Below are 13,446 nucleotides of genomic sequence, written 5' to 3' on the forward strand. Positions count from 1 at the left end.
ATGTTGTTGAGTGTTGAAAAACTATTGAGGTGTTGCGCGGTCATGACACTGACTTCGCTAAACTGCGCCCCGGCACCAATGCGTGGGGCGCTTGTTTAAGGCGTAGATGACAATATCCACGCCACTCACTGCTGCTTTTTAGTAGCGGATCATTACTGATTTCAGCTCGGTATAATCCTCAATAAAGGCGGAACCATATTCACGGCCGATACCTGAACCTTTGGCACCACCAAAGGGCACACCTGGATCGACGATGGTATGCATATTCACCCAAACTGTACCTGCTTCAACCTGTGGCACTAATCGCAACGCCTTAGACAAATCATGTGTCCAAATAGAGGCTGTCAAACCATACGGGGTGTCGTTCATTTTGTGGATCAGTTCTGCTTCGGTGTCATAGGTGGCAAGCGTTGCCACTGGGCCAAAGACTTCTTCACGCCATGACGCATTGTCGAGGGATTTTGCACGGATCACCGTTGGTTTAACGTAGAAGCCTGGGCGATTGTAAGTTTCACCGCCGACAACAAAACGGTCACCTTGGGCGGTGGCAGTTTCAAAGGCTTCAATCACTTTTTGTACTGATCTTCAGTGGCTACTGGGCCAAACTGGGCGTTTTCATCCATTGGATCGCCAGCTTCAATACCTTCCAAACGGGCACGGATAGCCGCTTCAACCGCATCGATTTGGCTGGTATGCACCAAGAAACGTTCGGCAGAGGCACAGATTTGCCCTGTATGCATAAAGCCTGGCTTCGAACATGCCGTTAACTATCTCTTCCACACTCATATCGGGCAGAAATCCGGCGGCATTCTTACCACCCAGTTCGAGGGTAACGTGTTTCAGGTTCGCTTTCATCGCCGCATCGGCAATGATATGCCCAGTACGTACTGAGCCAGTCAATGACACTTTAGCGATACGGTCATCAGGGATGATTTGGTCGCCTAATTTACCGGGGCCATTGATGACATTAAGGACACCGTCAGGCAGACCCGCTTCTTTACCCAGTTCAGCGACACGCAGCAGTGAAAATGGCGTCGGAGAGGCAGATTTCAGCAGTGCGGTGTTACCTGTGGCTAAGGCTGCGCCGAGTTTCCAGATAGGGATCATCACTGGGAAATTCCACGGAATAATCCCGAACACCACGCCCAGTGGTTGGCGCAGGGTCATGGCAGTGTATTTTTCACCGTTTGCCGATGGCACTGATGGGGTCAGCGTTTGCCCCGCAATTTTGGTGGCCCATCCAGCGTAATAACGCAGGAATTGTGCGGCCCAACCCACTTCAATCATCCGCGACAGCGACAGCAATTTACCTGATTGCAGGGTTTCCAATTGGGCAATTTCTTCGCCGTGCTGTTCAATCAAGTCAGCAAAGCGCAGCAAAATGCGTTCTTTTTGTGCGGGGTGGTGTCTGCCCAGGCACCTTTGAAGGCGGCATGGGCACTGGCAATGGCTTGTTCCACTTCATCGTGAGTGGCGCGGGCAACGGTCCCCACTAATTCACCATTAGCGGGGTTACGGATCTCTTCGCGGTCAACGGCTGAACCGGGAACCGCTTTACCATTGATAAAATGACCTTGCTGACGCGCTAGAAACGCTTTGACTTCAGGCAGTAGCTGTACTTTAGCCATAATATTATGTCCTTATGGTCGTTAAAAATTAATGGGTTGCCACGGCAGCATCGGCATTGCTACGAGTGCCGGTTTTAGCTGCGGTGGTGTTGCTAAATGGGTCGCTGATGCCACAGAGCAAATCGCTGGCTTTTTCAGCAATAGCGATAGTTGGGGCATTGGTGTTGCCGGATGGAATATGTGGCATCACTGAGCTATCGGCGACACGGAGTCCTTTAATGCCGTGTACGCGCAGTTCTGGGTCAACCACAGAAATCGCAGGGTCTTGACCGATACGACAGGTACCCACTGGGTGATAAACCGTGCGGGATACGCGGCGTACATATTCCTCAATGGCGGCATCGTCATCGGCAGAACAGGTGGGGTTAAACACTTCAACTACGTGTTCTTTCAGTGCTGGTTGTTCAAAGAATTTCAGCGCTAGTTTAGTGGCTCGAATTTGGCCTTGAACGTCTTCTTCTTTTTCCAAATATGCGGCGCGAATGCGTGGTAACTCTTCGGGATCTGCCGAGCGAATTTCTACTTCACCGCGAGATTTTGGCTGTAAGTGACCAGTTTTAATGGTGATGCCGTGAGTGTGACCTTTTTGGTTCAGATCTGGGTCATCCCAGGTGTCTAGGATTGGCAAAAAGTGGAATTGCACATCGGGGTGGCCTGAACCTGTACTGTCGATAAAGGCGAAGGCTTCCAGAATTGGAGAAGTTAAGACCCCGGAGCGGCTAAACACCCATTCGATGCCATGGCCTAGAGCTTTCAATCCCTTGTCTTCACCATAAAGCGAAATCGGTTCTTTGATGGTGGCGTTCACTGACATATGTAAGTGGTCGTGGAAGTTTTTACCTACTGGCAGCTCAAATTTTTGTTTTACGCCAGCACGTTTTAGTACATCGGCAGGGCCAACACCTGACAGTTGCAGCACTTTGGCTGAACCGATTGCACCGGCACAAACAATCACCTCTTGTTTGGCATTGGCGGTCACTTCTTTGCCATGCACTTTGTAAGTCACGCCAGTGGCGCGGCCATTGTCGATTTCTACGCGAGAAACCATGGCATTCAGTTCAAGGGTGAGGTTTTTATCATCGCGTACCCGTTTCAGATAAGTACGCGCAGTGGAAGCACGTTCCCCGTTATGGGTTGTGGTTTGGTAGAAGCCAACACCTTCCATTCGGGCGCCGTTATGATCGACGATATAGTCGTACCCGGCCTGTTGGCCCGCACGTACAAACGCATCACTCATGGGGTGACGATAACGGTTTTCGGAAACATACAGTGGGCCGCTGTTGCCATGGTATTCATTGGCCATGGCTTCGTTGTTTTCGGCTTTTTTGAAGTAGTGCAACATGGTGTCGCCATTCCAGCCAGTGGCACCAAAGTCGTTTTCCCACGCATCGTAGTCAGAACGTTGACCGCGCACATACACCATGCCGTTGATAGAGGAACCGCCACCGAGCACTCTGCCTTGTAGCACATCCATAGAGCGGTTTTTGGTATAGGGTTCTGGTTCAGCCTTATATGGCCAAGATTTTTTAGGGATCACCAGCGCCATACCGCCTGGTGCCTTGATAAACAGGTTATTGTCGTTACCACCGGCTTCGAGCAACAGTACCGAACCTTTGCCTCGAGTTAACAGGTTATAAGCGATAACACATCCGGCAGAGCCGGCGCCGATAATGATATAGTCGAATGTTTGTGTAGACATATTTACTTCCTCTTTAGGCTCTAAAGCGACGACCAATAGGCGCGATCTTGCCGGTATCCATTGGTATGCCGTGGTATCCATTCATGGATTGCTTTACCTGAAAAACATCTAGAATTCGTTATTGCATACATCCACCTGTCGATCTAATTTATTGTTTTTAAATGTTATTTTTTATGTCCATTGCTATCATAACCCCCAACGGGGTGACTGCATCTGGGCATGGTTAATATCCCTTCTGCTCGCCACATTGTGTTGTGATGGCAAACATCAGTTATTGATGTGGCAGCGAACTGATAAATCCGGCAATTAGCTGGCATAGCTTCTCCGTTACGCTTGTTGCTCGCCGGACGTGCGGCGCAGCCGGTCGAGGTAACGGCGGTCATCCATAGTCGAAAGAACCACCGCGACCACCATGCCAATACAGGCGCCGATCACTGTGTCCAATACCCGTTCTGGCACCATGGTGTCGCTGGGGATCCATGGCGCGGCCAGATGCGTTACTAACAATGCGGTGGGGGCAACAAACATCTGACCAAGGGCGTAGTTTTTGCCAATCACCATTTCAGTCACGGTTTGGAACACGCCAACAAAAGCGATTAAGCCCCAAATGTTTGGTTCAAGCTGCAATACTCCCCAGGCCATCATGGCGCCAATCGTGGTGCCAACCATACGTTGCAGCGCGCGGTTCATACTGACATGCAGGTATGCCCCTTGAGTCACCGCCAGTGCGCCCATGCCAGCCCAAGCGGGGTAGTGAACATCAAAGCCATAGCGCACAATAAACATGGCAACAGCTGTACTGATAACGGTGCGGGTAGATGCAATTAATCGATGGCTGACGGGCGGTGCCGGAGGCGCTTTGGGAAAGCTCGCCCAGGGCTTGGCACCTCACGTAAAAACGCAGTAGCCATGCAGATAAACCAACCCAGTAGCGTCGCGCCACCTGTTACTAATGTGCGTTCCAGGATCACTTGCGGGGTAACATCACCACCAATGCAGGAGCCGGCGGCGAAGACAAAAATCAGTGGCCCAGGTGCGCCATAGCGGCCAGTGACACAGATAAACAGGTAGATGCCGCACATGAACGCCAGCAGCAGAAGCAACCCCGCTTCTGGCAGCCCGGCGAATTTAGCAGACGATACAATCAGCACTGAGGCGGTCTGGATCGCCGCTGCTTGGAGCAGCATACGATTACGCCCAGCAGGTGATTCAAAGCGACCATACAGCGCAATCAACGAACCAATCCCGGCAAAGCCAACCATATGTGACCACGGTGACAAGTACACAACTATCAGCGCAATGACCGCAGTCAGGCCAGTTTGTGCCCCGGCCAGAAACTCATTGCGGAATGAAGCTAAAGGGGTCACCTGCAAGCTGCTTTTAACCTGCTGGCAATGCAACAGATACATAACGGTGCGCAGGAGCCCAACATTAGCTGTTGTTATTTGTTGTGTTTCGTTAGCTTGTCTCATTGCTTTTGGCTTGCCTCGAACAAATTCGAGTCTGGGAAATTAATGGTGGTGGTGATGACTGTGAACGCAGTGCTCATCCTCTAGGGCGTGACAATGGACGCGGTGGAGCCTGACCCGAATGAGGCTATTATTTGCCCATATAATTTGAATATCAAATCAAATTATTGCTAAAAAAGAGCAACATTTTCGAAAGAAATCGTCCGGTAATTTTGCAAATGGATGATGTGCTATTGACTCGCCAGCGCAGCTGTCCTTTGGCAAAGCAGCGCGGTGTGGTGACAAATTTGAATATAGATGAGTGCACTTTGGATGTTAGCGCTGCGTTAAGTATTTGCTGCCATGAGGCTGAATTGGGGGCAATGTGCTCGAGTCCAGCTTGGTGGCGCAGGAATTGTTGCCCACTTAATCGCTGGTGTTTAATCGACAAGTGTCAGAACACTTTGGGCGCGAATGTTTACCTCGCTACATCGCGCGTAGTAGTTTCGTGATGATGTGGTCACCGTTATTTTAATACTTGTTATTTTTTGAAAATATTTATTTTAATGTCAATGAGTTACGTTTTTATTGGGGCTGATGTTAGTCATCTTGGATTTCGGCTCGAAACTGTTGTTGCCCAACTTACTATTCAGTATTCCCCTAGGCATTTAAGCCATCAAAAAATGGGCCATGAAGGCCCATTTTATCCTTGAAATGTTTGGTTACCGCAGCGGTGTGGCGTGAGCAGCGGCGCGGAAGATGGTGTTCATCAGCATCACGTTGAGGCCATCGAGATAGGCGCGGCTGGTGGGATCTTCGGTGTAGCCAATGACCATGCCTTTGCCGCTGGGCTGGTAAATCAAAAATGGTTTATAAGCTAGTTGTTGCAGGTTTTCCTGCCACAAATAACCGCTGGCGAGCAGGTGTTTTTCATCGGCAAACCAGGCGACATTTTTACCCGAAGCCAGTTTAATTGGTGTGTAAATATCATGGCCACTGACCAGCGATACCACTTGCGGATTAACCCCAGCCGTCAGCCAATGCTCCTGATCCACCTCGACGTTAGCGAGCACTCCGGCCACGTTATCTGGTGTTTCCTTGTCATTTTCAATGGCGCTGATAAGTTCGGCATTTGACTTGAGCAACTGCCCCGGTACGCGGTTATCTTTACTGTCTTTATCGTCTGCGCCGTTTTTGCTGGGGGTCGCCGCGGATTTTTCGGCTGTAGCCGGCGGTGCTTTATAGGCGAGTTCCTGTTGCACATCCAGCAAGCTGATTTTGGGCTGGGTGGCAAAGCGGGTGGCATCCGCAAAGGTGATCAACACACCGCCCTGTTTCACCCATGTTTTCAGATTAGTTGCACCTGCTTCACCCAAGGCGCTGCTGTAATCGCCGGATGGCAGAATCAACACCTGATAATGGCTGAGATTGGCACTGGCGAGTTTGTCGGAACGAATGGCGGTCACTGGCCAGTGGAATTCCTGTTCCACCACAAAACGGGCGGCACCCGCGCTGAGTGAACTGACGGGCTCATCCCATGCCATAGCAACATTGGGGGCGGTCATGGTGATGGTGTTTTCGCTGCCAAAACTTGGGCCTTGGCTGACCCAACTGCTATCAACGCCTGTGACTTGGGCCCCACTGTTATGGGCGATATGATTGACGAGCTCGGCGATATTTTCAGGATTAGCTTTCACTTCCACAATCAATGAACCCGCCGGATAGTGCTTATTGTCACCGGTGACAAAGGCTTTATCGGCGCTTTTAACGGTTAAGCCTGCTTGTAGGGCAGCCGTTAGAAAACGGCCCGCGGCCATATCGCCCCACGGTACCAGATATGCAACTTTGGCATCTGCGTGGGTGACCTTGCCCAGCAAAGGTGTGTCAGCGGTCAGTTGATGGCTGCTGACGGCAACGGCCTTGCCGCAGGCATCGGTATCGATATTGAACATCAGCGGTAGCGACCAGGCGGTGACATCATAGATTTCGTCATCCAGTTTGCGGGCGCGGCGCCGTTCCTGCTCTTTCAAGAAATCCTGCGCCATATCCACCTGTTTGGTAAAGGTGGTTTTAACAAAGCGGCCGCGTGGCTGAGCGGTATCAATAATATAAGCGCCCGCCGCATAATCTTTACCGCAGGCACTGAACGGTTTGTCAGCCTGTTGCACTTCTACCCCATGTTTTGCCATCAGCGTTGCCAGCTTGTAGCTGCCGGCCGCATCACGCACAGCGGGGATGATAAAGGTGCGCTCCTTGCTGTCATCTTTGCCAGCGCTAATCGCCTGTTGCTGATACTGATAAAAATCGCTCAGTAGTTTCTGGCGGTTATCCGCTGCCATTTCGGCCGTGGCAATAGCAGCAACAAAGTGTTTTTGTACCGTTTGCGGATAGGTAATGGTGTTACCGGTAACGGTGCGGAAGCTATCGCCACGGGCGGAAGCCACCTCGTAAGTAGCGGCAGAAGCGCCATAAAAGGTTGGCCAACTATCACCATATCCGGGATAAAAAGCATCGAAGACTTCATGGGTGAAGTAATCAAAGCCGAAGTGGTCAAAGTATTTGGCGTTGTTTTTGCCGACTAAGGTGTTATTGGCGATCTGCGCCTGATTCATATGGGGATTAAACGGGTTGGCAGCGGGCACAAAGAAGTAACTGGAATCACCGCCCATTTCATGTAAGTCAATGACAATATTGGGTTTGTAATGCAGCAGGGCACTAACTCGTCCGGCGGTTTCCGGCTGGGTGATTGCCAGCCAGTCACGATTCATGTCGAACAGGTAATGGTTACTGCGGCCACCGGGCCAAGGCTCGTTGTGCTCAACACTCAGACGGTCGCTGCTCGGCACCATTCCCACACTCTGATAGTAATAGTTTACGAAACGATTGCGGCCATCAGGGTTTTGCAGTGGGTCAATAAACACCAGCGTGTTGGCAAAAATCTTATCTATCACTGCGTCGTGTTGTGCTGCCAGCAGGTGATAAGTGGTCATCATGGCGGCATCGGTGCTGCTGATCTCATTGCCGTGCACACTATGCTCCAGCCACACAGAGGAGGGCAACTTATCGATCAGCGCTTTAGCTTGCTGGTTATTAAGCTTGCGGGGATCGGCCAGTGTTTGCATATCTGCGGCAAATTGTTCGAGGTGGGCGATAGTTTCTGGCTTGCCAATCACCGCATAAATTAATTTGCGGCCTTCCCAGCTCTGACCATAGTTGAAGATTTTGATGCGCTCTGGTGCGGCTTGTGCCAGCGCGTCGAAGTAGCGCAGCATGTCTTCATTACTGGTAATACGCTCGCCAATCTTGTAGCCAAGTATCTGTTCAATGGTGGGGATCTGGCTGTCGTATTGGGCACCGGGCCACATGGCAATACTGGTAGGTACATGGCTCAAAGGCTGTGGCGCGGCCTGGGCAGGTAACTGCAAGGCGAAAGCCAGCGGTATTAGAGGTAACAGGTTGGGTATCTTCATGATTGTTATATAAAAGCATATTGATGTTGCAATGATGCTAACGACATTTATCCCTGGCGACAAACGCAATATTGTCAGAGGTTATTGCTGTGATTGATGGTGTAAGGTAAGTATCAGCATACGGGATAACCCGTTATAATCGCGGCAAATAAGCCGCCAATTGATGAGAGTAAGGTGAACGGATTACAAAGTCGCAGGCGTAACACTAACCGCTGGCACCGTTTAGCCGTGTTGGTATTCGGGCTGGTTACGGCTAGCGGGCAAGCGGCGCAGACGCTGGATGTATATGCCATTCCGTCTAAACCGATAGTGCAACTGGTGAGTGACACCAGCAAGCAATTAGCCACTTATGGCATGCAGAGTTTTTATCAGCAGGGGCGCCCGGTACACATCACGCTGTATCTGACGACTTTCCCTGATGATAGTGACGCTGCCATCAAACAGGTGGTGCAGCAACTGAGTCAGCAATATCAGCCCGTGCCGCTTAGCGCCAAAGGATTTACCGTGACCAAAGGTAACTGGGCATTTATTGATGTGGCGCGCAGCCGAGAGCTGCAACGGCTTGCTGATAAAGTGACGCTGGCACTAGAACCTCTGCGCGATCCCCATCCTGCGTTGCCCGAATGGGTGAAAGCTTACCCCGGTAAACTGGCGGCATTTGAGCGTTATGGCAGCCCTAATGTGTTCCAGAATTTTGAGCCACATCTGACGTTGCTGGCCGCCGAGAAAAATCCACAACTGGCAACATTCCAGCAGTTGATGCAGCAGCAAGTACCGAGTGCTAACGGTGAAATCATCGGCTTAGGTATTGGTGTTACCGATGAATGGGGTCAGCAGCGGCAAGTGTTGGCAGAATATTTTTTCAAACCTTAGTCGCGGTGATGCCGGCGGTAAAGAACTTGCCACCGTTAGTAAGTCGGTAGCAAGTTCAAGCCTATAGCATGGCTTAAGCACCTGTGGTTGTGCCGCGTCTTAATATCCGCTTTGTGCTAGTGTCGGGTAGTCGGTCAGCCCTGCGGCACCGCCGCCAAACAAGGTTTCGCGCTGATATTCATTGAGCGGTGCCCCTGTTTGTAATCGCTGTGGCAAATCTGGATTTGCAATAAATGGCCGACCAAAGCCAATAAGATCGGCCCAGCCTTGTTCTAGCGCCTGCCGTGCACGCTCGGCGGTATATTTTCCGGCATAAATCATCAGCCCAGGAAATACTTGGCGTAGCGTCTGTCGAAATGCCAACGGCATGTCTGGTGCGTCATCCCAGTCAGCCTCAGCAATGTGCAAGTAGCCGATACCAATCTCCCCTAAGCGTTTGGCTGCCGCCGTATACGTGGTTTGTGGATCTGCATCCACACAACCGTTTAGCGTAGTCAATGGGGCTAAACGCACACCAACTTTATTGGCTTGGCCGGTAGCCTCCACCAGCGCCTGTGCAACTTCATCCAGAAAACGCAGCCGGTTTTCCAGTGAGCCACCATATTCATCGGTGCGGTTATTGGCGTTGGAATCTAGGAACTGGTTTACCAGATAACCGTTAGCCGCGTGCAGCTCTACACCATCAAAACCTGCTGCCATGGCATTGCGTGCCGCCTGTGCATATTGGTTGATAACCTGCTGAATTTCGGCCACCGATAACGCACGGGGCATCGAAGCTTCTACAAATCCTTTGGTACTATTGTCATCAATAAAGACTTTTACTCCAGGTGCCTGAATCGCTGAGGAAGACACAGGTGCTTCACCGTCCAGCAGGCTAGTGTGACTCAGTCGACCCACATGCCATAATTGCGCGAAGATTCGCCCCCTGCGGCATGCACAGTATCAACCACTTTGCGCCAGCCAGCGATTTGCGCATCGCTACAGATCCCTGGCGTCCAGGCGTAACCTTTGGCTAATGCTGAAATATAAGTGCCTTCGGTGATGATCAATCCAGCGCTGGCACGTTGGGCATAGTAAGTGGCCATCAACTCGTTGGCGATATCTCCAGGCTGGCTGGATCGAGAACGAGTCATTGGTGGCATTACCACCCGGTTAGGCAGTTGTAATTCTCCGAACTGTAAAGGGCTAAACAAGGGATCTTGCTGCATAATTTACTCCAAATATATTGATGTGTGGCCGCAGTGCATCGCGGTATTCACTGCGGATGATGAGTTAACGGGTTAGTCCCAAAGCGGGGCGAGATCTTCTGGGTCGACTTCGCGGCCATTGCGCTCAAGGGTGGCAATCTGTGCCATCTGCTGGTCAGTAAGTCGCAGTTTTTGTGCTAGCAGGTTACTGGCTAGATTGGCGCGTTTAGTCGAGGATGGGATAACGGCATATCCCAGTTGCATCGCCCAAGCCAGCGCGATTTGCGCCGGGGTTGCTTGATGTTGACGGGCAATCTCGGCTAATAGCGGATCGGCTAACACTTTGCCGTAAGCCAGCGTCATGTATGAGGTCACTGGGATCTGCTGTTGCTGCATAAAGGCCGTTAACTGGCGGTTCTGTAAGTAGGGGCTCAGTTCTATCTGATTGGTCGCAATTGTTTCACGGCCAACCACATCAATCGCCTGTTGTAACAAGGCAATATTGAAGTTGGAAACCCCAATCTGTCGGGTAAGACCAAGGTTTTGCGCTTGCTGCAATGCCGTCATGTACTCGGTAAGTGCCACGCCATTTCCGGGGCTGGCCAATGAATGAGCGTCAGATCAACATAATCAGTCCCCAGTTTGCGCAGGCTTTCTTCAAGACTGGCAATCAACTTGTCGTGGCGGTAGTTTTCCGTCCAGATCTTGGTCGTAAGAAACAGCTGTTGCCGCGGGATACCACTGGCAGCAATTGCGGTTCCAATCTCGGCTTCATTACCGTAAATCTGCGCAGTATCAATGGCGCGGTAACCGAGCGCTAAAGCGGTCGATACTGAATCAATCACTACTTGGTCTTTCAGGCGGAAAGTACCAACACCAAAAAGAGGAATGGTCATACTAAGATGCTCCAATTGCTGTGATTATTAAGACACTTGACTGTCGAGTTGCAGATTGTTGCGCCGATCTAGTCGACCGCTAAGTTGCGTGAGCAACAAGGCAACCAATGTCACCACTGCGGCAATCCAGGGGGTATGTGTCAGGCCAAGATGGGCCACCACTAGCGAACCACCCCATGAACCAGCGGCAACCCCCACATTAAAGGCGGCGATATTAAAGCCTGAAGCGACATCGACGGCTTGTGGTGCCACCTTTTCTGCCTGCTGTACCACATAAGCCTGGCAATCCCGGTACATTACCAAAGGCCACTGCGCCCCATACCAAAACCGTCAGTACCACTAGCAGCGGATTGGTGGCGGTAAATGTTAGGACTAACAGCACTAGGGCTAACGCTAGGAATATGGTGTTTAAAGCACTCACTGGCCCATGACGATCTGCCAGTCTGCCGCCCCAGATATTGCCGAACGCCACCGAAATACCGTAGGCCAGTAGCACCAAACTGATGGCATTGTCACTGAGCCCCATGCTGCTGTAGGATTGGCGCAAGGAAAGTGAAGGCGATGAGTGAGCCACCGTAGCCGATTGCGGTCATGGCATACACCAGCAGTAATCTTGGGTGTAACAATTTACCAAGCTGGCGATGCAGCGCTGCCGGTGGCTTATGGGCAATGTGGTTAGGTACCAGTAATAACGTGCCCAACAACGCCAATAGGCCAAATAATGCAACCACCAGGAAGGTGACGCGCCAACCAAAATGCTGCCCAATAAATGTACCGAGTGGAATGCCCACCACAAACGCAACGGTCATGCCACTGAACATGGTGGCGATAGCGCTGGCTGCTTTATGTTTTGGCACAAGGCTGGTCGCAACGATTGATCCCACGGAGAAAAAGACACCATGTGCCAGCCCGGTAACGATCCGCGCCATAATCAGGCTGTAGTAACCCGGCGCCTGCCATGCGAGCAGATTACCCAAGGTAAACAGTAGCATTAGCGCCAGTAATAGTGGTTTCCGGGGATGCGTCCTGTCGCCGCCGTCAATAATGGTGCACCAACGGCAACGCCAATGGCATAGAGGCTGACCAGCAGACCGCTAGCGGGCAAACTTACTTGCAGATCTGCTGCAATAGTGGGCAGCAAACCGACAATCACAAATTCTGTGGTGCCTATGGCAAATGCTGCCAGTGTCAGCGCTAAAAGAGCTAAAGGCATAAAGCTGATTCCTGAAATCTAATGAAAGTTGACAAGAGTTTGCCTGCTAGATACTTTTCTAAAAAGTCACATTTAATCCAAACATATTTGATAAAAAGTCAAAAATAACAGGTGCAAATGAAAGCTACATTAGATGAAATGCAAGTATTACTAACGGTGGCAGACAGCGGCACTATCAGCGCCGCAGCTGAACGACTGGATCAGACGGTATCGGCAACCAGCCGTACCTTAGCGAAATTGGAAAATAAGCTGGGCACGACCTTGCTTAACCGCACAACTCGGCGGTTGGAACTGACGGAAGAAGGCGCGGCATATCTGACAGAAGTGCGGCAGATTGTACAAGCAGTAGAGGCCGCAGAAGAGATGTTAGCCCTCCGAAAAGGCCAGCCATCAGGCTTACTGCGAGTGGATGCCGCGACACCGTTTATGCTGCATGTGATTACGCCATTAGTGAAACACTATCAACAGCAGTATCCGCAAGTAGTGCTAGAACTGAACAGTAATGAAGGCATTACCGATCTGCTGGAGCGGCGCACTGATGTTGCATTTCGTATCGGCCAACTTAAGGATTCAACCCTGCATGCCCGGCCCATCGCCAGTAGCCGTATTCGCATTCTTGCCAGTCCTGACTACCTAGCCAGCACCGGAATGCCAACGCAGCCAAGTGAGTTGCAACAGCATTGTTTGCTTGGCTTTACCCAGCCGGACTCACTGAATTTATGGCCATTACCGGGGGATGATGGGCAGTTATTGAAGATTGTTCCCAGTATTGCATCGTCCAATGGCGAGACGTTGCGGCAGTTAGCGCTGCAAGGCGTGGGGATTGTGTGTCTGTCGGATTTTATGACGCGTAACGACCGACAAACCGGTCAGCTGGTCGAGTTATTTGAGGAGCAGACGCTGGAAATTCGCCAAGCGATCAATGCGGTGTATTATCGCAATACCGCATTGTCTACGCGGATTAGTTCGTTTATCGATTTCCTGATTGCGGCCTTGGGCCCCCGCAACTTTGCTGATTGAACGCCTAGCAAT

General features: G+C 51.2%; 8 protein-coding genes and 4 pseudogenes. 2 read left to right on the top strand and 10 right to left on the bottom strand.

The window, feature by feature from the left end:
• Positions 1-138: 138 nt before the first annotated feature.
• From KHX94_RS11680 to KHX94_RS11715, 6 genes and pseudogenes are all read right to left on the bottom strand, one after another.
• A pseudogene (locus KHX94_RS11680) lies at positions 139-740 on the bottom strand (aldehyde dehydrogenase family protein).
• Positions 670-1,628, bottom strand: a pseudogene (locus KHX94_RS11690) (aldehyde dehydrogenase family protein). The pseudogenes KHX94_RS11680 and KHX94_RS11690 overlap by 71 nt, the downstream one beginning before the upstream one ends.
• A gap of 28 nt (positions 1,629-1,656) precedes the next feature.
• Positions 1,657-3,327: a GMC family oxidoreductase gene (locus tag KHX94_RS11700; RefSeq protein ID WP_213680773.1), complete on the bottom strand. Its 1,671-nt coding sequence runs from the start codon at positions 3,325-3,327 to the stop codon at positions 1,657-1,659.
• Positions 3,328-3,654: 327 nt separating this feature from the next.
• Entirely contained in the window at positions 3,655-4,113 is a 459-nt protein-coding gene (locus tag KHX94_RS11705) for an FUSC family protein (protein WP_213680774.1), read from the bottom strand.
• Positions 4,114-4,151: 38 nt separating this feature from the next.
• Positions 4,152-4,694, bottom strand: a complete 543-nt coding sequence (locus KHX94_RS11710) for a hypothetical protein (RefSeq protein ID WP_213680775.1) — start codon at positions 4,692-4,694, stop codon at positions 4,152-4,154.
• Between the two features lie 803 nt (positions 4,695-5,497).
• Positions 5,498-8,245, bottom strand: coding sequence for a M14 family zinc carboxypeptidase (locus KHX94_RS11715; RefSeq protein WP_213680776.1), 2,748 nt, complete (start codon positions 8,243-8,245; stop codon positions 5,498-5,500).
• 174 nt (positions 8,246-8,419) lie between these two features.
• Here KHX94_RS11715 and KHX94_RS11720 point away from each other — a divergent pair, with 174 nt between their 5' ends.
• Positions 8,420-9,118 (top strand): 2'-5' RNA ligase family protein, encoded by a 699-nt coding sequence (locus tag KHX94_RS11720; RefSeq protein WP_213680777.1) that lies wholly within the window; start codon positions 8,420-8,422, stop codon positions 9,116-9,118.
• 99 nt (positions 9,119-9,217) lie between these two features.
• Here the strand turns inward: KHX94_RS11720 and KHX94_RS11725 are convergent.
• The 4 genes and pseudogenes from KHX94_RS11725 to KHX94_RS11735 all read right to left on the bottom strand — a co-directional run bounded on the left by KHX94_RS11725 (position 9,218) and on the right by KHX94_RS11735 (position 12,414).
• Positions 9,218-10,326: pseudogene (locus KHX94_RS11725) on the bottom strand (alkene reductase).
• A gap of 72 nt (positions 10,327-10,398) precedes the next feature.
• Positions 10,399-10,890, bottom strand: a complete 492-nt coding sequence (locus tag KHX94_RS20510) for an aldo/keto reductase (RefSeq protein ID WP_244859122.1) — start codon at positions 10,888-10,890, stop codon at positions 10,399-10,401.
• Positions 10,869-11,201 (bottom strand): aldo/keto reductase, encoded by a 333-nt coding sequence (locus KHX94_RS20515; protein ID WP_244859123.1) that lies wholly within the window; start codon positions 11,199-11,201, stop codon positions 10,869-10,871. The genes KHX94_RS20510 and KHX94_RS20515 overlap by 22 nt, the downstream gene beginning before the upstream one ends.
• 27 nt (positions 11,202-11,228) lie before the next feature.
• Positions 11,229-12,414, bottom strand: a pseudogene (locus KHX94_RS11735) (MFS transporter).
• Between the two features lie 117 nt (positions 12,415-12,531).
• Between KHX94_RS11735 and KHX94_RS11740 the strand changes: the two are divergent.
• Complete coding sequence (locus tag KHX94_RS11740) at positions 12,532-13,434, top strand: LysR family transcriptional regulator (RefSeq protein ID WP_213680778.1); 903 nt, start codon at positions 12,532-12,534, stop codon at positions 13,432-13,434.
• Positions 13,435-13,446 lie beyond the last annotated feature (12 nt).

It is taken from the genome of Shewanella dokdonensis (genome assembly GCF_018394335.1).
GTDB classification, from domain to species: Bacteria; Pseudomonadota; Gammaproteobacteria; order Enterobacterales; family Shewanellaceae; genus Shewanella; species Shewanella dokdonensis.

Coding starts and splice junctions, on each gene's coding strand:
- KHX94_RS11700 (WP_213680773.1), bottom strand. CDS start 3,327: ATGTCTACACAAACATTCGACTATATCATTATCGGCGCCGGCTCTGCC.
- KHX94_RS11705 (WP_213680774.1), bottom strand. CDS start 4,113: ATGTTTATTGTGCGCTATGGCTTTGATGTTCACTACCCCGCTTGGGCT.
- KHX94_RS11715 (WP_213680776.1), bottom strand. CDS start 8,245: ATGAAGATACCCAACCTGTTACCTCTAATACCGCTGGCTTTCGCCTTG.
- KHX94_RS20515 (WP_244859123.1), bottom strand. CDS start 11,201: ATGACCATTCCTCTTTTTGGTGTTGGTACTTTCCGCCTGAAAGACCAA.
- KHX94_RS11740 (WP_213680778.1), top strand. CDS start 12,532: ATGAAAGCTACATTAGATGAAATGCAAGTATTACTAACGGTGGCAGAC.